This window comes from Dietzia sp. CH92, assembly GCF_032248695.1.
Classification (GTDB): Bacteria; Actinomycetota; Actinomycetes; order Mycobacteriales; family Mycobacteriaceae; genus Dietzia.
Genome location: NZ_JAVHXC010000001.1, coordinates 163204 through 184603 on the forward strand (window position 1 = coordinate 163204; position 21400 = coordinate 184603).

Consider the following 21400-nt stretch of genomic DNA (forward strand, 5'->3'; position numbering starts at 1 on the left):
CGAACCCACGCGCCGACGGCGCGACAACCGCTGCCGCCGTTCCCACGTTCGGGCGTGGCGAGTTTATACAGAACGTCCGTACTGGTAAATTGGCGGACGAAGACGGATGGCAGGGTCCACAATGGACCGTGTGTCCGCCCCGGTGCGGCCGCCCGACACACATGCGGTGGTGGCGCCGGGAGGGATGACGAATCGACATACACCACGAGTGGAGCTGACGTGACAGCAAGCATTGACAGCTTCGGCGCCAAGGGGACCCTTGAGGTCGGCGACGAGGCCTACGACATCTACCGCCTGTCGGCGGTCCCGGGAGCCGAGAAGCTCCCCTACTCCCTCAAGGTCCTCACCGAGAACCTCCTGCGCACCGAGGACGGCAAGAACGTCACCAAGGCGCACATCGAGGCCCTCGCCAACTGGGACCCCAACGCCGAGCCGGACACCGAGATCCAGTTCACGCCCGCCCGCGTGATCATGCAGGACTTCACCGGCGTGCCCTGCATCGTCGACCTCGCCACCATGCGTGAGGCCGTCGAGAAGCTCGGCGGCGACCCGGACAAGGTCAACCCCCTCGCCCCCGCCGAGATGGTCATCGACCACTCCGTGATCATCGAGTCCTTCGGCGACCACAGCTCGTTCGACAAGAACGTCGAGATCGAGTACCAGCGCAACGAGGAGCGCTACCAGTTCCTGCGCTGGGGCCAGGGCGCGTTCGACGACTTCAAGGTCGTCCCCCCGGGCACCGGCATCGTCCACCAGGTCAACATCGAGTACCTCGCGCGCACGGTGATGGTCCGCGACGGCGTCGCCTACCCCGACACCTGCGTCGGCACCGACTCCCACACCACCATGGAGAACGGCCTCGGCGTCCTGGGCTGGGGCGTCGGCGGCATCGAGGCCGAGGCCGCGATGCTCGGCCAGCCGATCTCCATGCTCATCCCGCGCGTCGTGGGCTTCAAGCTCACCGGCTCGATCAAGCCGGGCGTCACCGCGACCGACGTCGTGCTCACGATCACGGAGATGCTGCGCAAGCACGGCGTCGTCGGCAAGTTCGTCGAGTTCTACGGCGCCGGCGTCGCCGCCGTGCCGCTGGCCAACCGCGCCACCATCGGCAACATGAGCCCGGAGTTCGGCTCCACCTGCGCCATGTTCCCGATCGACGGCGAGACCATCGACTACCTGCGCCTGACCGGTCGCGACGAGGCGCAGCTCGCGCTGGTCGAGGCCTACGCCAAGGAGCAGGGCATGTGGCTCGACCCGGAGGCGGCCGAGCCCGAGTTCTCCGAGTACCTCGAGCTGGACCTCGGCGATGTCGTCCCGTCGATCGCCGGCCCCAAGCGCCCGCAGGACCGCATCGAGCTGTCCGACTCCAAGAGCGCGTTCCGCAAGGACATCCACAACTACGTCGGTGACGACGCCACCACCCTCGAGGACACCCGGAAGGGGTCCACGCAGTACGGCGACGCGCCCGCCGAGGGCGCGACCCTCGTCCACGCCGAGGAGGGCTCGGTCCGCGCCGACGCCTCCGCCGGGTCCGAGGGCCGTCCCTCCAAGCCCGTCGAGGTGACCGTCGACGGTCGCGAGATGGTGCTCGACCACGGCATCGTCTCGATCGCCTCCATCACGTCGTGCACCAACACCTCCAACCCGTCGGTCATGATCGGTGCGGGCCTGCTCGCCCGTAAGGCCCACGAGAAGGGCCTCACCGCCAAGCCGTGGGTCAAGACCTCCATGGCCCCGGGCTCGCAGGTCGTCACCGAGTACTACGAGCGCGCCGGCCTGTGGCCCGACCTCGAGTCCCTCGGCTTCCACCTCGTCGGCTACGGCTGCACCACCTGCATCGGCAACTCCGGCCCGCTGCCCGAGGAGATCTCCAACGCGATCCAGGAGAACGACCTCACCGCGACCGCCGTCCTGTCCGGCAACCGCAACTTCGAGGGCCGGATCAACCAGGACGTCAAGATGAACTACCTGGCGTCCCCGCCGCTGGTCATCGCCTACGCGATCGCCGGCACGATGGACTTCGACTTCGAGAACGACTCGCTGGGCAAGGACAAGGACGGCAACGACGTCTACCTCAAGGACATCTGGCCGACCTCCGAGGAGATCGAGGAGACCATCAAGGCCTCCATCTCCTCCAACGAGTACAAGTCGAAGTACGCCGACGTGTTCGCCGGTGACGAGCGCTGGCGCGGCCTCGACACCCCCGACGGCAAGACCTTCGAGTGGGACGAGAAGTCGACCTACGTCCGCAAGGCCCCGTACTTCGACGGCATGGAGATGGAGCCGGAGCCCGTCAAGGACATCAAGGGCGCCCGCGTCCTGGCCAAGCTCGGCGACTCGGTCACCACCGACCACATCTCGCCGGCCTCGACCATCAAGCCGGGCACCCCGGCGGCGCAGTACCTCGACGCCAACGGCGTGGAGCGCAAGGACTACAACTCCTTCGGCTCCCGTCGCGGCAACCACGAGGTCATGATCCGCGGCACGTTCGCCAACATCCGTCTGCAGAACCAGCTGCTCGACGGCGTGACGGGCGGCTACACCCGCGACTTCACCCAGGAGGGCGCGCCGCAGGCGTTCATCTACGACGCCGCCCAGAACTACGCCGAGCAGGACATCCCGCTCGTCGTCCTGGGTGGCAAGGAGTACGGCACCGGCTCCTCGCGTGACTGGGCCGCCAAGGGCACCCGCCTGCTCGGCGTCCGCGCCGTGATCACCGAGTCCTTCGAGCGCATCCACCGCTCGAACCTCATCGGCATGGGCGTCATCCCGCTGCAGTTCCCCGAGGGCGAGTCCCACGAGACCCTCGGCCTGGACGGCACGGAGACCTTCGACATCTCGGGCATCGAGGAGCTGAACAACGGCACCACGCCCAAGACCGTCAAGGTCACCGCGACCAAGGAGGACGGCTCCACGGTCGAGTTCGACGCCACCGTGCGCATCGACACCCCCGGCGAGGCGGACTACTACCGCAACGGCGGCATCCTGCAGTACGTGCTGCGCAACATGATCAAGGGCTGATCCCCTCACACATCGTCGGCGGTGCGCGGTACTCCCTGAACCAGGCGAGGAACTGCGCACCGCCGCGGTGTATCGGAAAGGATGGTGTGAGATGCCCAGGGTCAGCCAGGACCACATGGACGCCCGGCGTCGGCAGATCCTGTCGGGCGCCCGCGAGTGCTTTGCCGAGTACGGGTTCGAGGGCGCGACCGTGCGTCGGCTGGAGGAGGCCACCGGGATGAGCCGGGGCGCCATCTTCCACCACTTCGACGACAAGGACGCGCTCTTCCTCGCCCTGGCCCACGACGACGCCGCGGCGATGGCCGCCACGGTCGCCGAGCAGGGCCTGGTCCAGGTGATGCGGGAGATCCTCGCCGACCCGCAGGAGTTCTCGTGGCTCGGGACGCGGCTGGAGATCGCCCGCCGGATCCGTACCGACCCGGAGTTCCGGGAGCGGTGGACGGACCGGCAGGCAGAGGTCGACGCGGCGATCGTCGCCCGCCTGCGGGAGCAGAAGGCCTCGGGTCGGATGCGGACGGACATCCCCGCTGACGTGCTGCGCGTCTACCTCGACGTCATCCTCGACGGCCTCATCACCCACCTCGCCACCGGACGTGGCACCGATCACGTGAGCGAGATGCTCGATCTGGTGGAGGCGTCACTGCGCACCGGTCAGCGCTGACCCGGGCCGTCGCGGCGTACGTTGTAGCGCATGAGCACACCCCGGACGTCCATCCCCACGATCGCCCTCTCCGACGGGCGGGCCATCCCCCAGCTCGGCTTCGGCACGTTCCAGGTCCCGCCCGCGGACGCCGAGAAGGTCGTCTCCGACGCCATCGAGGCCGGCTACCGGCACCTCGACACCGCGCAGATGTACGGCAACGAGGAGGGCGTCGGCCGGGCGGTGGCCGCCTCGGGGATCCCGCGCGAGGAATTCTGGATCACCACCAAGCTCAACAACACCTTCCACGAGCGCACCGCGGCGCGCGAGGCCACCGAGCGGTCGTTGGAGGCCCTCGGCGGACGGATCGACCTGTACCTCGTCCACTGGCCGCTGGCCATGCACGAGGACGTCGCCCGGGTCTGGGAGACCATGGAGGGAATCCGCTCCGACCTGCCCGTCGACTCGATCGGCGTCTCCAACTTCACGGAGGCGAATCTCGCCCGCCTCGCCGAGTCCGGGCTGAGCACCCCGACGGTCAACCAGATCGAGTCGAACCCGTACTTCGTCAACGACGAGCTGCGGGCGGCGTGTGTCGAGCGCGGGATCGCGGTCGAGGCGTGGAGCCCGCTCGCGCAGGGCTCGGTCTTCGGCGACCCCCAGCTGACGGCCCTGGCCGAGCAGGTCGGGCGCACCGTCTCCCAGGTGGTCCTGCGCTGGGTCCTGCAGCGCGGCGACATCGTGTTCCCCAAGTCCTCCAGCCCCGCGCGGATGCGGGAGAACCTCGAGCTGTTCGACTTCGAGCTGACCGACGAGCAGATGGCGTCGATCTCGGCGCTGCACAACGGCACGCGCTCCGGCCCGGACCCGGACGTCTTCGACTGGCGCGGCTGAGGGCCAACCGTCCGCATGTCGGCGAGTGGGTCGCGCTGTCGCCCGACAGCCGCTGTCGCCCGTCAGCCGTCACTCAGGTCCGCATTTCCCCAGGAGAGCCGGTCGAAAAACGTACAGAAGTGACGGCTCTTCGCTCTAGGGCTGCGCTCCCGGCGTCGAGAAGTCAGTTCCGCACACGTCTGCCGAGAGGCGCGTGTGCGGAACGCTCTTTCAACGGCGGGATCGGGCCGGCGCGTCCTAGAGTCGGTCCATGACCACCACCGGCGCGCACGACGCGGCCGACGCCCCCGGCGCCCCCGGCGCGCACGACGCGGCCGACGCCCGTGGCGCGCCGGACCGGACGGGGCGCGACGGCGCCACCACGGCCCCGGTGCTGGCCTCGTACGCCGCGGGCAGCCTGGGCACGGGAGCGTTCGGCACGCTGCCCGGTCTGGTGCTGGCGTACTACCTCACCGACTCGATCGGGGTCGCCGCGGCGGTGGCGACCGTCCTCGTGCTGGTACCCAAGGTCATGGACGTGCTCGCCTACCCGCTCATCGGCGCGATCTCCGACCGCGCGTCACACCGGACCGGCTATCGCACGGGCCTGATGCTGTCCGGCGCCCTGGCGCTGCCGGTGCTGTTCGTGGCGACGTTCGCCGCACCGACGGGCTGGAGCACGGCCGCGGCGGGCGTGTGGGTGATGGGCTTCTTCCTGCTGGCGTCGCTCGCGTACTCGTGTTTCCAGGTGCCGTACCTCGCGTTGCCGGCGGAGCTCACCGAGGACTCCGCCGCCCGTGTGACGGTGTTGGCGTGGCGGGTGGCGGTGCTCGCCGCGGCGATCCTGCTCACCGGCGGCGGCGGCCCGGCGCTGCGGGACGCGGCCGGCGGCGGGGCGACCGGGTACGTGGTGATGGCCGCGGGCGTGGCCGCGTTGATGTTGGTGGGGATGGTGTGGTCGACGTTCGTCGCCGGCCGCCGCACGATCATGCGCGCCGACGCCCCTGCGGGCGGGCTCGCGCATCAGTACCGCGACGGCCTCGACGCGCTGCGGACCACGCGACCGTTCCGCCTTCTGATGGCCGTCTTCTGCCTCCAGGCGGTGGCCACGGCGGTGATGCTTGCGGGTGGTCAGTACGTGGCGACGTACGTCCTCGGCGACGAGACCGCGCTGACCGGCCTGTTCCTGGCGCTCGTGGGACCGGCGTTGCTGGTGATGCCGCTGTGGTCCCGGCTCGCGCACGCGCACGGCAAGGTCCCGGCGCTGGCCGCGGCGACCGCCCTGTTCACGGTGGCCACCCTCCTGCTCATCCCGGCCGGGTTCGCGCCGGGGGCGTGGGTGCACGTGCCGGTGGCGTTGGCGGGTGTCGCGTACGCGGGCATGCAGGCGCTGCCGATGTCGATGCTGCCCGACTGCACCGACCTGGATCGCACGTTGGGGGGACGACGACGAAGTGGCGCCATGAGCGGCCTGTGGACGGCCTCGGAGACCGGCGCGATGGCGTTGGGGCCGGTGGTCGTGCTCGCCCTGTTGGCGGTCGGTGGGTTCCGCTCCGGCGGGGTGGCCGATCAGCCCGGGTCGGCGCACTGGGCGATCGTCCTGGCGTTCTCGCTGGTCCCCGCAGTTCTCGCCGGGGCGAGCCTGCTGATGATCCGCACCCTGGGCAGGTCCTATCCCCGATGGACGGAGCGCACATGACCCCCGATCCCCTGGCCGTCGAGATCGCCGACCGCGGAGAGCACGCCCTGGCCCGGTTGGCCGCGCTGCGGGCACAGGACCCTCCCACGACCGGTGGGCGGGTCCTCAGTTATGTCTACGACTCCGGGCTCGAGGAGCTCGACGAGCTGGCCACCCGCGCGGCGCGGCTGGCGCACGGCGTCAACGGTCTGGATCCCACGGTGTTCGCCTCGGTCGCCGAGATCCACGGCGGGATCGTCGACCATGTCCGGGCGATCCTCGGGGGCGCCCCCGGCGCAGGGTCCGGCTTCACGGCGACGGGCGACGCAGAGGCTGCCCCCGGCTTCACGGCGACGGGCGACGCGGAGGCCGCCGCCGGTGCCGTCTTCGGCAGCGTCACCTCCGGTGGGACCGAGAGCTGCATGCTCGCCTGTCTGGCCGCCCGGGAGGTGTCCGGCCGGGACGCCGGGGACGGTGGGACGATCGTCGCCCCGGTCACCGTGCACGCCGCGTTCCGCAAGGCCGCGCACCTGCTGGGACTGCGGTTCGTCGGGGTGGAGGTCGATCCGGCGACGGGCAGGGTGTCCGCTGACGAGCTCCTCGCGGCGGTGGACGACCGGACGGTGCTTGTCGTGTGCTCGGCCCCGGCGTACCCGACCGGGGTGATCGACCCGGTCGCCGAGGTCGCCGCCGGACTCGAGGCGCACCACGATCCCCGGATCGGGTTGCACGTCGACGCCTGCCTCGGCGGGCTGGTGCTGCCCTTCTGGCCGCGCAGACACCGAGCGGACGGCGGGCCGGACGGCGCGCAACCCTGGGACCTCCGCGTCAGACGCGTCACGAGCATCTCGGCCGACCTGCACAAGTACGGCTTCGCGCCGAAGGGCACCTCTGTCCTGCTCAGCCGGGGGCGTGAACGTCACCGCGCGGCGTGGTTCGCGACCGTCGACTGGCCGGGTTACCCGGTGGTCAACCCCACCCTCGCCGGCTCCAAGCCGCTGGAGCCCGCCGCCGCGGCGTGGACGGTTCTCGAGGCGCTCGGCGACGACGGACAGCGGGAACTCGTCGCCCGCACCGCCCGCGCCACCGACCAGCTCATCGAGGGACTGTCCACGATCGAGGGACTGCGCATCCTCGACCGCGACCCCGGCCCGCTCATCGCGGTCGCCGCCGACGACACCGTCCCCGATGGCCGACGCGTGCACCCGCACCTGTGGGCTGACGCCTGCGGCCGGAGAGGTATCTCCGTCCAGGCGCAACCGGCCCACCGTCAGGAGCGCGGGGCGTTGTCGTCGTCGTCCCATCTCACCATCACACCGGTGACCGAACGGCTGGTCGACGACATCCTCCGGGTGGCGCGTGAGGCCGCCGACGAGGTGCGCGGTCAGGCCGCCCCCACACCGCCGGCCGCGTTCGGGGACGTCCTCGCCGCGCTGGACTCCGGCGCCCTCTCCCCCGCCGACCTGCTCGCGCTGGCCGAGGACGACGTCCACGCCATGGTCTCGGGAGTCCTCTCGGCGACCCCCGACGACGGAGCGGGCGGAGGCATGGCAGAGCTCATGGCTGCGATCGAGCGCCTACCCGCCGACGTCGGCGCCCGTCTCGTGCGTGCCTACCTCGCGGCCGTCATGGAGTGAGGTCGACGAACCGCCCCCCGACTGATGTCGAGGGGCGGCGCGTGGTGCGGGCGGTGTCAGACGAAGACGGCGATCGCGACGTTGACGATGCCGAGCGCGCCGGCCACGTGGGCCAGGGTCGCGGTGCTGCCCTGCGCGCGGGCCTCCTTGCGGACCCCGAGGACGGCCACCACGAGGATGACGATCGCGATGAGCAGCTTGATGCCGATCTTCATGTGGTTGACGTCGGCGCCGTCCATCTCGCGCAGCCCCACCAGCAGCAGGCCGGTGACGACCTGGAGGATGGCGCCGTGCAGGATCGCCTTGTTGACCTGAGGCGCCTTGATCGTCGCCAGCCAGCCACCGATGATGCCGGCCAGGCCGATGAAGTGCAGGATGAGCACGATGTTGAAGACGATGTCCATGATGCGATCATCTCAGGTGGCGACGGCATAACCCCTGGTAAGGGTGGCCTATGTGACCGCCAACTCGACGACCATTAGTCCTCCTGGCGCGGCAGCACCACCACCGGACAGTGAGCGTGCGGCACCACGTGCTGGCTCACCGACCCGAGCAACATCCCGGCGAAGCCCCCGCGCCCCCGTGATCCCACGACCACGAGCCGGGCATCCCGGGACGCCGTGACGATCGCCTCCGCCGGGTGGCCCCGCATCACCACCTGCTGCACGACCGCATCCGGCCCGAGGGTCTCGCGCACCGTGTCGGCCAGAATCTGCCTCGCCTGCGCCTCGAGTTCCGAGGCCGACTCCCAGCCCGACATCGCGTACGGGCCGTACACGGGCGGGACGTCGAACACCGTCAAGGCGACCAACGGCGCCTCGACAGTGCGTGCATGATTTGCCGCCCACGTCAGAGCCCGACGCGAATCCGGGCCACCGTCCACCCCGACGACGACTGGTCCTGTGTCCATGAGCGCTCCTCCTCCGACGAGATCGTCGACGGCGCACGACACGTCCAGCGCCGTCAACATCCACCGTAGACCGGATGTCCGGGCGGGGCGAGGCTACGCGAGTTCGACGGTCACATGCGCGAACGTCGCGTGCCCTCGTTGCGCTCGGTTACGCGAGTTCGACGGTCACAAGCGCGAACGTCGCGTGCCCTCGCTGCGCCCGCTTACGCCAGCTCGACGATCTCCATGTACTCCTGGCTCCACAGGTCCTCCGTGCCGTCCGGCAGGATGATGACCCGCTCCGGCTCCAGCGCCTCCACGGCGCCCGGATCGTGGGTGACCAGAACGACCGCGCCCTCGTAGGTGCGCAGGGCGTCGAGCACCTGCTCACGCGAGATCGGGTCCAGGTTGTTGGTCGGCTCGTCCAGCAGCAGCACGTTGGCCGCGGACGACACCAGCCCCGCCAATGCGAGACGCGTGCGCTCACCGCCGGACAAGGTGCCCGTGGGCTGCTCCAGCTGCGGGCCGGAAAACATGAAGGCGCCCAGGAGGCCGCGCAGGTCCTGCTCCCCCGCGTCGGGCGCGGCGTGGCGGATGTTCTCCCACACGGTCGCGTCCATGTCGAGGGTGTCGTGCTCCTGGGCGAAGTACCCGATCTTCAGCCCGTGGCCGGTCACCACGCCGCCCTCGCCGTCGGTGCGCTCTACCCCGGCGAGCAGCTTGAGCAGGGTGGTCTTGCCGGCGCCGTTGTACCCCAGCACGACCACGCGGCTGCCCTTGTCGATCGCCAGGTCGACCCCGGCGAACACCTCGAGCGAGCCGTACATCTTGGTCAGACCCTTGGCAAACAGCGGGGTCTTGCCGCACGCGGCGGGCGTGGGGAACTTGATGTGGGCGACCTTGTCGGCCACGCGCACCTCGTCGAGCTCGTTCATCATCGTCTCGGCGCGGCGGATCATCTGCTTGGCGGCAGCGGCCTTGGTGGCCTTGGCCCCGAGCTTGGCGGCCTGCTGCTTGAGGGCGGAGGCCTTCTTCTCGGCGTTCGCGCGCTCGCGGCGGCGACGCGCCTCGTCGGTGGCGCGCGCGTCGAGGTACTTCTTCCAGCCCATGTTGTAGGCGTCGATCTCCCCGCGCACGGCGTCGAGGAACCACACCTTGTTCACCACGGCCTCGAGCAGCTCCACATCGTGGGAGATGATGATGAGTCCGCCCTCGTGCTTCTCCAGGAACTGGCGCAGCCAGGTGATGGAGTCGGCGTCGAGGTGGTTGGTGGGCTCGTCCAGCAGGAGCATGGTCTGCGACTTGCCGGCGCCGTCGGAGGCGGCGAACAAGATGCGTGCCAGCTCGACGCGGCGACGCTGACCACCCGAGAGGGTCCCGAGGTTCTGGGTGAGGATCCGGTCCTCCAGGCCCAGGCTGCTGCAGATGCGGGCGGCCTCGCTCTCGGCCTCGTACCCGCCGCGGGCGGAGAACTCGTCCTCGAGCCGGCCGTACCGGCGCACGGCCTTGTCCATGGCCTTGTCGTCCGGTGCGTCGACCATCCGCTGCTGAGCCTCGGCCATGTCGGCCATGAGCACATCGAGCCCGCGGGCCGAGAGCACCCGGCTGCGAGCTAGCTGATCCATGTTGCCCTCGCGCGGATCCTGGGGCAGGTAGCCCAGATCTCCCGTGCGCGTGACCTTCCCGGCGTAGGCCTCACCCTCGCCGGCGAGAATCCTCATCGTCGTCGTCTTACCCGCGCCGTTGCGCCCCACCAGGCCGATCCGGTCGCCGGGCTGGACCCGCAACGAGGACCCGTCCATGTGGAGCAGGGTGCGCACGCCGGCGCGCACCTCAAGGTCATCGATGGTGATCACGTGCGCGGGTACCTCGCTGTAGCTCGGGGCGGGAGAGTCGTCGGCCCGCCCGGTGACGGGTTCGGGCCGACCTGCCACTCTACCTGCGGCGCGAGGACGCCGACGAGTCCGGTGACACGGGTCTCCGTCACCGGAGGGCGCACGCAGACCCCGCCTCCAGCGGATTGTGCCGCCGCGATTTCTTCTCTGCGGCCTGCCGCCGTGCGCAGCTGCTCCTCAACCTGCCGCCTCGCTCCCGCCCGTGCGCTCCCGCCCTCCGCGGGCGTGTCACGTGCCCGCGCAGCCGCTCCCCTGCCTGGCGTCTCGCTTCTGCGGATGTCCGCCACAGCCCTCCTCGCCCCTCACGATGGCGTCTCGCCTGCGCATCGGGGCAGGCCAGACGCCATCGTGAGGGGCGGCTGCAGAAGCATGCCCGGCTGCGGAAGCTCGGTCGACCCGCCGGCCCGCCTGCCCTCCGACCCGCAGCCCCTACGACCCGCCCGACCTCAGCCCGCGCGCCGCCCGTACAGGTTCTGCACACACCGGCCGAGCCGCCCGCGATCGTCCGAGATCAGCGTGTCGGTGAGCACCCCCTGCCCGGGCCCGCCCACCGTCTCGCTGTCCAGGTGCACCCAGCCGGGTTCGGGGTCGCGGTGCAGCGAGACCACGAGGTCGCAGTTGACGGCCGGGTGACTCCGCGGGTCGCTGGCCAGGGACACCCCGCTGGCGGAGTCGGCCACCACCACGGTGTGCTGCCAGCCGCTCATCCGCTCACCGGCGACGAGGTCGACGCGCGCCCGACCCCAGGCCTGCGCGGGTCCGAGCTCGTCGCCGCCGCCGGAGGCGAACGAGAAGTCCACCACGGACAGGTAGCCGTCCGCGTGGGCGAAGCTCATCATCGCGTCGCGGTCGCGCTGGGCGGGCACGGGCGGCCCGTCGTGGTTCCCGACCGTCGGGAAGTCGCCGGGAGTGCGGCGCATGCGCCAGCCGCGGGCGACGAGCGCTGGCCTGCCGGCCACGGAGGCGGTGGCCTCGAGGAGGTCGACGCTGCGTCCCGGCCGAACGGTGCGGACCTCGATGTCGAGCGGCGCAACGGGGACGGGGCCCAGCACGTCCACCGCGACGCGCGCCAGCCGCAGCGTGGGGTCGGCCTCGAACCGCTCCATCGCCCTCACCAGCAGCGCACTCGGCGGGCCGGCGTGCTGGGAGTCGGCGGACCACGGTCCCGCGGTGAGCGTGGTCGACTCGAAGCGATCGTGATCCATCTGCTGGTAGAACGCGCCGGACATGGGTTCCTCTCGCGCGACGGTAGGGTCGATCCCGATGAATGTTACGGGTGGCGAGATGTTCGACGTCGCCGTCGTCGGGCTCGGACCCGCCGGCCGCGCGCTCGCCTCCCGCTGCGCCGCAGCCGGGCTCACGGTGCTGGCGCTCGATCCGCGGCCCGACGCCCCGTGGCACCAGACGCTGTCGGTGTGGGCCGACCAGGTCCCGCCGTGGCTGCGCCCGGAGGCGTGCGGGATCGACGTGGTGGCGCACCGGGTCTCCTCGCCCGCTCTGTACGCGCCCGGGCGTGCGGTGCTCCAGCGCGAGTACGCGGTGCTCGACAACGACGCCCTGCGGCGTGCGCTGCCGCTCGGCCCGGGGGTGACCGTCGAGCGGGAGACGGTCGACGACGCCGACCTGCGCGGCCTGACCGCGCGGGCGCACCGCGTGGTGGACTGCCGCGGCGCCGGGGGCCGCCTCAACCGGGGGCCGCTGCAGACGGCCTACGGCATCGTCGTGGATGCCGCCGACGCGGCGCCGGCCCTGGGCGGGGAGGCCGCCCTGTTCATGGACTGGCGCACCGACTATGCGCACGGTGGGAGCGACGACGACGACGAGATCGGCCCCAGCTTCCTGTACGCGATCCCCCTGTCCGCGGACAGGGTTCTGCTCGAGGAGACGTGTCTGGCGGGGCTGCCCGCCCCGGGTCCCGCCGTCCTGGCGAGCCGGCTGCGCTCGCGCCTGGCGGGCCGGGGGGTGTCGCGCGCGGCGATCGACGAACCGCTGTCGGTCGAGCGGGTGCGTATCCCGCTGGTGCCGCGGCCGGGCGGGGCGGGCGACCCGCTGGTCGAGGCGTTCGGCACGGCCGGCGGTCACGGGCACGCGGCGACGGGGTATTCGGTGGCCGCGATGCTCGAGGCCGTTCCGGCGGCCGTCCTCGCGCTCGGGGCCGGCTACCCGCTTCCCGAGCCCCGCTCGCCCCTGAGCACGACCCTTCACGGCGTGGGCCTGCGGGCGCTGCTCCGGGCCGACGACCGGACCCTCCGGGCGCTGTTCGCCGCGTTCGGTCGGCTCGACGGTCGCCGTCAGAGGTGGTTCCTCGACGCGGCGAGCCCGTCGTATCAGGTGGCCGCCGCGATGTGGGGCATGTGGCTGTCCATGCCCGTCCGGGACAAGGCCGGGATGGTGGCGGCGGTGGTGCGGCCGTCCGCCCGTCGTGCGGTCCGGGCGGGCGGACCGGCTCGAACGTTGCCTCCGGCTCCAGCCGGGTGAGGTAGAACGAGAGCGCCCGCCCCGTGTGAACGGAGCGGGCACTCGTCGGCTCGAGGGACCGGCGCGGAGCGGTCGTCGCGAGACGGGGCTATACGGTGAAACCGATGGCCCGCAGCTGCTCCCGGCCCTCGTCGGTGATCATCTGGGGGCCCCACGGCGGCATCCAGACCCAGTTGAGCTCGAGTTCGTTGACGAGGTCGGCCCCGATGGTCGCGGAGCGGGCCTGGTCCTCGATCACGTCGGTGAGCGGGCAGGCCGCCGACGTCAGGGTCATGTCGACGCGCGCGATGGTCGATCCCTCGGTCTCGCCGGGGCGGACCCAGATGTCGTAGACCAGACCCAGGTCGACGACGTTGATGCCCAGCTCGGGGTCGACCACGTCGCGCATGGCCTCCTCGAGATCGGCGACCAGCGCGAGGTCCTCCTCGGACTGCTCCGGCCGGTTGGGGTCGGGGCGGAACTCGCCGTTGTAGGCGGTCCCCGCGGGCGTGTCGTTCTCGGCGGCCGACGTGGGGTCGTCGACCGCGGGATCGTTGGCAGGTGTCATCTGCTCGGTCATGTCACATCACTCCTGATGGTGTTCGGTCTGTCGGCCGAGGGCGTCCTTGAACGCCATCCAGCCCAGCAGGGCGCACTTGACCCGCGCGGGGTACCGCGACACCCCGGCCAGGGCCACGGCGTCGTCGAGGACCTCCTCGTCGCCCTCGTCCTGGCCGCGGGAGGAGATCATCGCCTGGAAGGCGTCGACGACCTCGAGAGACTCCTCCACCCGACGGCCGACCAGGAGGTCGGCCATCATCGAGGTGGAGGCCTGGCTGATGGAGCAGCCCTGTGCGTCGTAGGACACGTCCTCCACGGTGGTCAGGTCATCCGACAAGCGCAACCGGAGGGTCAGCTCGTCGCCACACGTCGGGTTGACGTGGTGCACCTCGGCACCGAAGGGCTCTCGCAGCCCGCTGTGGTGCGGGTGGCGGTAGTGGTCGAGGATGACCTCCTGGTACATCTGCTCGAGCTTCACTTCAGCCCACCCCCGTCGACTCCGAAGAACTCCCGGGCTCGGCGCAGGGACCGGGCCAGGGCCTCGACCTCGTCGAGGGTGTTGTACAGCGCGAACGACGCCCGCACGGTGGACTGGACACCGAGGCGCCGGTGCAGCGGCCACGCGCAGTGGTGGCCCACGCGGACGGCCACGCCGTCGTCGTCGAGCACCTGGCTCACGTCGTGGGCGTGGATGCCGTCCACGACGAACGAGACGGCGCCGCCCCGGGAGACCATGTCGGTCGGACCGACGATCCGGATCCCCGGGATCTCCTGCAGGGCCTCGAGCGCGGCTACGGTGAGTGCCTCCTCGTGGCGGGCGATGGTCTCCATCCCGATCGCCTCGAGGTAGCGCACCGCGGCGGCCAGGCCGACGGCCTGCGAGACCATCGGCACGCCCGCCTCGAACCGCTGCGGCGGCTCGGCGTACGTCGACTCCTCCATCGTCACGGTGGAGATCATCGACCCGCCCGTGAGCACGGGCGGCATCGCGTGCAGCAGCTCCCGGCGGCCGTAGAGCACGCCGATCCCGGTGGGGCCGAGCATCTTGTGGCCGGAGAAGGCGGCGAAGTCCACACCGAGCCCGTGGAAGTCCACGGCCATGTGCGGCACCGACTGGCAGGCGTCCAGCACGACCAGCGCGCCGACCGCGCGGGCCGCGTCGACAACGCGGGCCACGTCGGTGACCGCGCCGGTCACGTTGGACTGGTGGGTCACGGCGACGACCTTGACGGCGTCGGTGAGCTCGAGCGAGTCGAGGTCGATCCGGCCGTCGTCGGTCACGCCGTACCAGCGCAGGGTCGCGCCGGTGCGCCGGCACAGCTCCTGCCAGGGCACCAGGTTCGCGTGATGCTCGAGCTCGCTGATGACGACCTCGTCGCCGGGGCCGACGGCGTGCGCGCCGAACCGCTGGTCCCCCAGGGCGAACGCCACGAGGTTGAGTCCCTCGGTGGCGTTCTTGGTGAAGACCAGCTCGTCCACGTCGGCCCCGACGAACCGCGCGATGTCCGCGCGGGCGCCCTCGTAGGCGTCCGTGGCCTCCTCGGCGAGCTGGTGCGCACCACGGTGGACCGCGGCGTTGGAGTGCAGGAGGAAGTCCCGCTCGGCGTCGAGCACCGGCGTCGGGCGCTGCGACGTCGCCCCGGAGTCGAGGTAGACCAGGGGCTTTCCGTCACGGACCGTCCGCGACAGGATCGGGAAATCCGCGCGGACTGCTGTCAGGTCGAGGGTCGAGGTCATGTTCTCCCAGCTGTTCCGATCAGGCGGTGGCCGGCGTCAGGTACTTCTCGTACCCGTTGGCCTCGAGCTCGTCGGCCAGCTCGGCGCCACCGGAGGCGGCGATGCGGCCGTCGACGAACACGTGGACGTTGTCGGGCTTGATGTACTGCAGGATGCGGGTGTAGTGCGTGATGAGCAGGATGCCGCCGTTCTCCTCCGCCTTGTAGCGGTTGACACCCTCGGACACGACACGCAGCGCGTCCACGTCGAGGCCGGAGTCGGTCTCGTCGAGCACGGCGATCTTCGGCTTGAGCAGGTCGAGCTGGAGGATCTCGTGGCGCTTCTTCTCGCCGCCCGAGAAGCCCTCGTTGACGCTGCGCTCGGAGAACGCGGGGTCGAAGTCGAGGTCGGCCATGGCCTCCTTGACCTCCTTGACCCAGTGGCGCAGCTTGGGGGCCTCACCGCGCACGGCGGTGGCCGCGGTGCGCAGGAAGTTGGCGGTGGAGACGCCGGGGATCTCGGTGGGGTACTGCATGGCCAGGAACAGGCCGGCGCGGGCCCGCTCGTCGACCTCCATGGACAGCACGTCCTCGCCGTCGAGGGTCACGGTGCCGCCGGTGACCTCGTACTTGGGGTGGCCGGCGATGACGTAGGCCAGGGTCGACTTGCCGGAGCCGTTGGGGCCCATGATGGCGTGGGTCTGGCCCGACTCGATGGTGAGGTCGACGCCCTTGAGGATCTCGACGGTCTCGGGTGAGTCCTCGGTCGCGGCGACGCGGGCCGTCAGGCCCTTGATCTCGAGAGTGGTCATTGATGTGCTCGCAATCTGTGAGAGAAGTCTTCGGGGGTCGGTCGGGGGCGGGCGGGGTCGGTCAGATGCCGGAGGACTGCAGCTCCAGCTCGACGGCCTCGGTGATCCGCTCGCGTACCTCGGGCACGCCGATGCGGTTGATCACCTCGCCGAAGAACCCGCGGACGACGAGGCGTCGCGCGACGTCCTCGGCGATGCCCCGCGACATGAGGTAGAACAGGTGCTCCTCGTCGAACCGGCCGACGGCGCTGGCGTGGCCGGCCCCGGCGATCTCGCCGGTCTCGATCTCGAGGTTCGGCACCGAGTCGGCGCGGGCGCCGTCGGTGAGCACGAGGTTGCGGTTCATCTCGTAGGTGTCGGTGCCCACGGCCGCCGCGCGGATGAGGACGTCGCCGATCCAGACGGTGTGCGCGTCCGGGAGGTTCGACGAGGCGTCGCCCTGCAGCGCGCCCTTGTACAGGATGCGGGAGGTGCAGTTGGGGACCGAGTGGTCCACGAGCAGGCGGTGCTCGAGGTGCTGACCGTCGTCCGCGTAGTACAGGCCGTTCAGCGTGACCGTTCCGCCGGGAGCGGTGAAGCGCGCGAACGGTGAGACCCGCACGACCTCGCCGCCGAACGTCACCGTGGTGTAGGTGAGCGTCGCGTCGCGACCGACCTGCAGGTGGTGACCGGCGAGGTGGAGGGCGTCGTCGTCCCAGTCCTGGATGAGGACGACCTCGAGGTGCGCGGAGTCACCCACGATGAACTCGACGTTCTCGGCGATGGTGCCGCCGCCCCGCTGGTCCACGACGAAGGTCGCGTTGGCGAACGGCTCGAGGCGGACCTGGGTGTGGCCGTAGGCCAGCTCGCCCTCGCCCGGCCCGTCGACGGTGACGTACACGGGCTCGTCGAGGACGACCTCCTTGGCGACGGTGATGACCGTGGCCTCGGTGGACGAGCTGTAGGCCTGCGCGGCCACGCGGTCGCGGGGCGCTCCGGCCTCGCCGACGCGCTTGTCGTCCATGGCGACGGTCTCCACCGTGAGGCCGTCGCGCTCGGCGACCGACGCCAGCAGGCGACCGGTCGCGGTGACGTTCGAACCGTCGTGGATCCCGCGCAGACGACGCAGCGGGGTGAACCGCCAGATCTCGTCCTTGTGGCTGGGGACCTCGAACGCGCCCACGTCGTACGAGGTGAACTGGTCGCCCTTCGTCGCGTCGACGGGGACGCCGTAGCGGTCCGTGAGGGGGGCCGGGGCGGACCCGGTGTCGGGGGTGGTCGTGTCGGTCATGGGGTCAGCCCACCGATCCTTCCATCTGCAGTTCGATCAGGCGGTTCAGCTCGAGCGCGTACTCCATGGGGAGCTCCTTGGCGATCGGCTCCACGAACCCGCGCACGATCATGGCCATCGCCTCGTCCTCGGCCAGGCCGCGGCTCATGAGGTAGAACAGCTGGTCCTGGCTCACCTTGGAGACCGTGGCCTCGTGCCCCAGCGTGACGTCGTCCTCGCGGATGTCGATGTAGGGGTAGGTGTCCGACCGGCTGATGTTGTCCACCAGCAGCGCGTCACACTCGACGTTCGACTTGGAGCCCTTGGCGCCGGGGTTGATCTGGATCAGCCCGCGGTACGCCGAGCGTCCGCCGCCACGCGCCACCGACTTGGAGACGATGTTCGACGAGGTGTTGGGCGCCAGGTGGAGCATCTTGGAGCCGGTGTCCTGGTGCTGGCCCTCGCCGGCGAACGCGACCGAGAGCACCTCGCCCTTGGCGTGCTCACCGGTCAGCCACACGGCCGGGTACTTCATGGTCACCTTGGAACCGATGTTGCCGTCGATCCACTCCATGGTCGCGCCCTCTTCGGCGCGGGCCCGCTTGGTGACGAGGTTGTAGACGTTGTTCGACCAGTTCTGGATGGTCGTGTAGCGGCAGCGGCCGCCCTTCTTGACGATGATCTCGACCACCGCGGAGTGCAGGGAGTCCGACTTGTAGATCGGCGCAGTGCAGCCCTCGACGTAGTGGACGTAGGCGTCCTCGTCGACGATGATGAGCGTCCGCTCGAACTGCCCCATGTTCTCCGTGTTGATGCGGAAGTAGGCCTGCAGCGGGATGTCCACGTGCACGCCCTTGGGGACGTAGATGAACGAGCCGCCGGACCACACCGCCGTGTTGAGGGCGGAGAACTTGTTGTCCCCGGAGGGGATGACCGAGCCGAAGTACTCCTCGAAGTACTCGGGATGCTCCTTGAGCGCCGTGTCGGTGTCCATGAAGATGACGCCCTGGCTCTCCAGGTCCTCGCGGATCTGGTGGTACACCACCTCGGACTCGTACTGCGCGGCCACGCCGGCGACGAGCCGCTGCTTCTCGGCCTCGGGGATGCCGAGCTTGTCGTAGGTGTTCTTGATGTCCTCGGGCAGGTCCTCCCAGCTGGTGGCCTGCTTCTCCGTGGAGCGGACGAAGTACTTGATGTTGTCGAAGTCGATCCCGGACAGGTCCGAGCCCCACTTGGGCATCGGCTTCTTGTCGAAGATCTTCAGCGCCTTGAGTCGCTTGTCGAGCATCCACTCGGACTCGTTCTTCTTGGCGGAGATGTCGCGCACGACCGCCTCGGACAGGCCTCGCTGCGCGGTGGCACCGGCATCGTCGGAGTCGTGCCAGCCGTAGTTGTACTGGCCGATGGAGGCGATCCGCTCCTCATCGGTGGTCGGCTCCGTGACGTCGGCCGTCACCTGATCGGGGGTGATGGTCATCGCACTGTCCTTTCGGCGGTCGGTGCCGACGCGGCTGCGTCGGCGTGTGCGGGGATCGTGGCCGCGAGATCTTCCGCGGACACGGTCCCGGTCGGGATGTTCGTGGTGCAGGCGCAGTTGCCGCCCGCGATGGTCGCGAGTCGCTGGACGTGGGTGCCCACGATTTCGGACACCACCTCCTGCTCGGCCTCGCAGAGTTCGGGGAACCGGGAGGCGACGTTCCACACCGGGCAGTGGTGCTGGCAGATCTGCAGCCCCCTGCCGGCGTCCTCCACGGACGACGCGTACCCCGCCTCGGACAGGGCCACGGCGATGTCGGTCGCGGCGCGCTCGACGTCATGGGGACCCTCGGCCGGCCGGACGTGTCCGATCACCGAGCGCACCCGCTCACGGGCGAACTCCGTGACCGCGGCCGATCCGCCGATGCGCCGCAGGGCCGTCAGCGCCTCGACCGCCAGGTGATCGTACCCGTGGCGGGCGGTGCTCCGACCGGTGGCCGTGACCTGGAACACCCGGGCCGGGCGTCCGCGGGTGCCCGCCGGCCGCGTGCGGGTGGCCTCGACCTCGCCGGCCTCGACCAGGTGGTCCAGGTGGCGTCGGACACCGGCGGCGGTGAGCCCCAGTTCCCGCCCGATCTCGGCCGCGGTGAGTGCTCCGCGTTCCAGCAGGAGTTCCCGGATCGTCGAGCGCGTGTCGGGGCGCGTACTGCTGTCTACCGCGTGCTGCACGCTCATACGCCACTCCCTTCCGGATATGCTCTGTGCGCCCGGGCGGGGCGCACCTCCTGATATTACGCAACACATTCGTTTCGGAAATATTCCCCCACCCCCGGGCGCGTCCCGCGGGGCGAGAGGTTCGCCCGCGGTGGAGGTGGAGGAGGGAGCAGGCGATGGCGCGAGACGTCCCGGTGCGCGGCGCCGGCTCGGTCACCTCGCGGCTCCACACCCGCGAGGGGTTCACCGGCTCCCCGCTGTCCGCCGAGATGGCGCGCCTGTGGCGTATCCGTCGCATCGGCACGACGGCGTCCGTCGCGATGGCGGTGGGGGCTCTCGGGGCCGGGGCGCTACCGGTGCTGCAGAACCCCATCGCCGGTGAGCGACTGTTCGGGCTCTGGCTCCGTCTGCAGCAGTCGTCGATGACGGTGGTCATGGCCGGGATGGTCGTGATCACGCTCTGCTGGCTGCTACTCGCCCCGTACGTGCTGGGCCGCGACCGCCGGGGGCGTCCGAGCGGGCGGATCGACCGCGCGACCCTCGACAAGGTGATCGCCTCGTGGGCGCTCCCGCTCGCGCTCGCTCCCCCGATGTTCAGCAAGGACGTCTACAGCTACCTCGCGCAGGGGGCTATCGGGAACGCCCTCGACGACCCGTACGAACTCGGCCCGGTCTCGGCACTCGGGGCCGGCCACGCGCTCACGATCAACGTCCCCGACATCTGGCGGGACACCCCCAACCAGTACGGGCCGCTCTACCTCGGCGTCCAGAAGGCCATCCACTCGCTCACCGGGGACGACGTGGTGGCGGGCACCGTCCTGCACCGCGTCGTCGCCGTGCTCGGGATCCTCATGCTCGGCTGGGCGGTGCCGCGCCTGGCGGAATACTGCGGCGTCTCGGACGTGGCCGCGCTGTGGCTGGCGGTCGCCAACCCCCTGGTGCTGTTCCACCTGGTCTCGGGGATCCACTCCGAGTCCCTCATGATGGGACTCCTGGCGGTCGGCCTGGTCCTGTCCCTCCGGGCCGTGGAATCCGTCGCCCCCCCGAGTCGGTCGATCCCGCTCTTCGTCCTGGGCACCGTCCTCGTCACCGGGTCGGCGCTCGTCAAACTGCCGACGATCGTCGCGCTGGGGTTCGTCGGCATGGCGCTGGCCCGCCGCTGGGGCGGGGAGTGGCGGGCGACGGTCCGCGCGGCGGCCGTGATGCTGTTGATCTCCGGCCTCACGACCGCCGTCGCGATGGCCGTCACGTCGTCGGGCTTCGGCTGGGTCACCAAACTCGGGGCCGCCACGTCACTGCGGAGCTGGTTGTCCCCGCCGACCGCGTTCGGCGTGCTGGTCGGCGGGATCGGTCAGTACCTCGGGCTCGGCGACCACACCGCCCAGATCCTCGTGATGGTCCAGACCGCGGCCCTGGTCGTCGCCGGCGCCTTCACCGTGCGCATGCTCTTCGCGGTGCAGTCGGGCCGCATCGACCCGGTCGGCGGGCTCGGGGTCTCCATGGCCGCGATCGTGCTGTGCTTCCCCGTCGTGCACCCGTGGTACATCCTCTGGGCGCTCGTCCCGCTCGCGGCGTGGGCGTCCCGCTGGGAGTTCCGCGTACCCGTGGTCGCGGTCAGCGCGGTGCTCGCCTGCTTCACCCTGCCCCCCGGTGCGGGCCTGCCGCCGTTCGTCACGGTCCAGGCGTGGGCGGCCACCGTGGTGATCGTCGGCGTCCTGCTCATCGCCCTGTTCCGCTGGCCGGGGCTGTTGCGGTACCGCTAGCGCGACCGGCCTACAATCGG

The 21400-nt window shown here is 70.7% G+C and carries 18 protein-coding genes; 7 read left to right on the forward strand and 11 right to left on the reverse strand.

The window, feature by feature from the left end; genetic code table 11:
- Positions 1–219 precede the first annotated feature (219 nt).
- From acnA to RWK90_RS00825, 5 genes are all read left to right on the forward strand, one after another.
- Positions 220–3021 carry an aconitate hydratase AcnA gene (acnA, locus tag RWK90_RS00805; RefSeq protein ID WP_314033739.1) on the forward strand — a complete coding sequence of 934 codons (2802 nt, stop codon included), beginning with the start codon at positions 220–222 and terminating at the stop codon, positions 3019–3021.
- A 91-nt stretch (positions 3022–3112) separates the two neighbouring features.
- Positions 3113–3682, forward strand: coding sequence for a helix-turn-helix domain-containing protein (locus RWK90_RS00810; protein WP_314033741.1), 570 nt, complete (start codon positions 3113–3115; stop codon positions 3680–3682).
- Positions 3683–3712: 30 nt separating this feature from the next.
- Complete coding sequence (locus RWK90_RS00815) at positions 3713–4555, forward strand: aldo/keto reductase (RefSeq protein WP_314033743.1); 843 nt, start codon at positions 3713–3715, stop codon at positions 4553–4555.
- Between the two features lie 250 nt (positions 4556–4805).
- The gene (locus RWK90_RS00820) at positions 4806–6233 is read left to right on the forward strand and encodes an MFS transporter (protein ID WP_314033745.1); all 1428 of its coding nucleotides are present in this window, start codon (positions 4806–4808) and stop codon (positions 6231–6233) included.
- Entirely contained in the window at positions 6230–7849 is a 1620-nt protein-coding gene (locus RWK90_RS00825) for an aminotransferase class V-fold PLP-dependent enzyme (RefSeq protein WP_314033748.1), read from the forward strand. The genes RWK90_RS00820 and RWK90_RS00825 overlap by 4 nt, the downstream gene beginning before the upstream one ends.
- A 56-nt stretch (positions 7850–7905) precedes the next feature.
- Here the strand turns inward: RWK90_RS00825 and RWK90_RS00830 are convergent, their stop codons facing one another.
- The 4 genes from RWK90_RS00830 to RWK90_RS00845 all read right to left on the reverse strand — a co-directional run bounded on the left by RWK90_RS00830 (position 7906) and on the right by RWK90_RS00845 (position 11862).
- Entirely contained in the window at positions 7906–8253 is a 348-nt protein-coding gene (locus RWK90_RS00830) for a hypothetical protein (RefSeq protein WP_314033750.1), read from the reverse strand.
- A 74-nt stretch (positions 8254–8327) separates the two neighbouring features.
- The gene (locus tag RWK90_RS00835) at positions 8328–8759 is read right to left on the reverse strand and encodes a universal stress protein (RefSeq protein ID WP_314033752.1); all 432 of its coding nucleotides are present in this window, start codon (positions 8757–8759) and stop codon (positions 8328–8330) included.
- Positions 8760–8962: 203 nt separating this feature from the next.
- Positions 8963–10594, reverse strand: coding sequence for an ABC-F family ATP-binding cassette domain-containing protein (locus tag RWK90_RS00840; RefSeq protein ID WP_314033754.1), 1632 nt, complete (start codon positions 10592–10594; stop codon positions 8963–8965).
- A 485-nt stretch (positions 10595–11079) separates the two neighbouring features.
- The gene (locus tag RWK90_RS00845; protein ID WP_314033756.1) at positions 11080–11862 is read right to left on the reverse strand and encodes a thioesterase family protein; all 783 of its coding nucleotides are present in this window, start codon (positions 11860–11862) and stop codon (positions 11080–11082) included.
- A gap of 34 nt (positions 11863–11896) precedes the next feature.
- Between RWK90_RS00845 and RWK90_RS00850 the strand changes: the two genes are divergently transcribed.
- A complete protein-coding gene (locus RWK90_RS00850; RefSeq protein ID WP_314033758.1) occupies positions 11897–13111 on the forward strand; it encodes a lycopene cyclase family protein in 1215 nt (404 codons plus the stop codon).
- Between the two features lie 88 nt (positions 13112–13199).
- Here RWK90_RS00850 and RWK90_RS00855 read toward each other — a convergent pair whose 3' ends face one another.
- The 7 genes from RWK90_RS00855 to RWK90_RS00885 all read right to left on the reverse strand — a co-directional run bounded on the left by RWK90_RS00855 (position 13200) and on the right by RWK90_RS00885 (position 19638).
- Positions 13200–13670 carry a metal-sulfur cluster assembly factor gene (locus RWK90_RS00855; RefSeq protein WP_106386064.1) on the reverse strand — a complete coding sequence of 157 codons (471 nt, stop codon included), beginning with the start codon at positions 13668–13670 and terminating at the stop codon, positions 13200–13202.
- Positions 13671–13676: 6 nt separating this feature from the next.
- Entirely contained in the window at positions 13677–14129 is a 453-nt protein-coding gene (sufU, locus tag RWK90_RS00860) for a Fe-S cluster assembly sulfur transfer protein SufU (RefSeq protein WP_106386065.1), read from the reverse strand.
- Positions 14126–15388, reverse strand: a complete 1263-nt coding sequence (locus RWK90_RS00865; protein WP_314033762.1) for a cysteine desulfurase — start codon at positions 15386–15388, stop codon at positions 14126–14128. The genes sufU and RWK90_RS00865 overlap by 4 nt, the downstream gene beginning before the upstream one ends.
- Before the next feature lie 19 nt (positions 15389–15407).
- Positions 15408–16178 (reverse strand): Fe-S cluster assembly ATPase SufC, encoded by a 771-nt coding sequence (gene sufC / locus RWK90_RS00870; protein ID WP_259876187.1) that lies wholly within the window; start codon positions 16176–16178, stop codon positions 15408–15410.
- A gap of 61 nt (positions 16179–16239) precedes the next feature.
- Positions 16240–17448, reverse strand: coding sequence for a Fe-S cluster assembly protein SufD (gene sufD / locus RWK90_RS00875; protein WP_314033765.1), 1209 nt, complete (start codon positions 17446–17448; stop codon positions 16240–16242).
- A 4-nt stretch (positions 17449–17452) separates the two neighbouring features.
- On the reverse strand, positions 17453–18904 hold the full coding sequence (gene sufB, locus RWK90_RS00880; RefSeq protein WP_314033767.1) for a Fe-S cluster assembly protein SufB: 1452 nt from the start codon (positions 18902–18904) through the stop codon (positions 17453–17455).
- Positions 18901–19638: a MarR family transcriptional regulator gene (locus RWK90_RS00885; RefSeq protein ID WP_314033769.1), complete on the reverse strand. Its 738-nt coding sequence runs from the start codon at positions 19636–19638 to the stop codon at positions 18901–18903. Before RWK90_RS00885 ends, sufB begins: the two co-directional genes overlap by 4 nt.
- Before the next feature lie 155 nt (positions 19639–19793).
- Between RWK90_RS00885 and mptB the strand changes: the two genes are divergently transcribed.
- A complete protein-coding gene (gene mptB / locus RWK90_RS00890) occupies positions 19794–21380 on the forward strand; it encodes a polyprenol phosphomannose-dependent alpha 1,6 mannosyltransferase MptB (protein WP_314033771.1) in 1587 nt (528 codons plus the stop codon).
- Positions 21381–21400: the final 20 nt, after the last annotated feature.

Excerpts from the sequence above, each read along its gene's own strand:
- RWK90_RS00815 (WP_314033743.1), top strand. The coding sequence starts at position 3,713 with ATGAGCACACCCCGGACGTCCATCCCCACGATCGCCCTCTCCGACGGG.
- mptB (WP_314033771.1), top strand. The coding sequence starts at position 19,794 with ATGGCGCGAGACGTCCCGGTGCGCGGCGCCGGCTCGGTCACCTCGCGG.
- RWK90_RS00835 (WP_314033752.1), bottom strand. The coding sequence starts at position 8,759 with ATGGACACAGGACCAGTCGTCGTCGGGGTGGACGGTGGCCCGGATTCG.
- RWK90_RS00855 (WP_106386064.1), bottom strand. The coding sequence starts at position 13,670 with ATGACCGAGCAGATGACACCTGCCAACGATCCCGCGGTCGACGACCCC.
- RWK90_RS00830 (WP_314033750.1), bottom strand. The coding sequence starts at position 8,253 with ATGGACATCGTCTTCAACATCGTGCTCATCCTGCACTTCATCGGCCTG.
- RWK90_RS00850 (WP_314033758.1), top strand. The coding sequence starts at position 11,897 with ATGAATGTTACGGGTGGCGAGATGTTCGACGTCGCCGTCGTCGGGCTC.
- RWK90_RS00845 (WP_314033756.1), bottom strand. The coding sequence starts at position 11,862 with ATGTCCGGCGCGTTCTACCAGCAGATGGATCACGATCGCTTCGAGTCG.
- RWK90_RS00865 (WP_314033762.1), bottom strand. The coding sequence starts at position 15,388 with ATGACCTCGACCCTCGACCTGACAGCAGTCCGCGCGGATTTCCCGATC.
- RWK90_RS00825 (WP_314033748.1), top strand. The coding sequence starts at position 6,230 with ATGACCCCCGATCCCCTGGCCGTCGAGATCGCCGACCGCGGAGAGCAC.
- RWK90_RS00820 (WP_314033745.1), top strand. The coding sequence starts at position 4,806 with ATGACCACCACCGGCGCGCACGACGCGGCCGACGCCCCCGGCGCCCCC.
- sufB (WP_314033767.1), bottom strand. The coding sequence starts at position 18,904 with ATGACCATCACCCCCGATCAGGTGACGGCCGACGTCACGGAGCCGACC.
- RWK90_RS00885 (WP_314033769.1), bottom strand. The coding sequence starts at position 19,638 with ATGAGCGTGCAGCACGCGGTAGACAGCAGTACGCGCCCCGACACGCGC.
- RWK90_RS00810 (WP_314033741.1), top strand. The coding sequence starts at position 3,113 with ATGCCCAGGGTCAGCCAGGACCACATGGACGCCCGGCGTCGGCAGATC.
- sufC (WP_259876187.1), bottom strand. The coding sequence starts at position 16,178 with ATGACCACTCTCGAGATCAAGGGCCTGACGGCCCGCGTCGCCGCGACC.
- sufD (WP_314033765.1), bottom strand. The coding sequence starts at position 17,448 with ATGACCGACACGACCACCCCCGACACCGGGTCCGCCCCGGCCCCCCTC.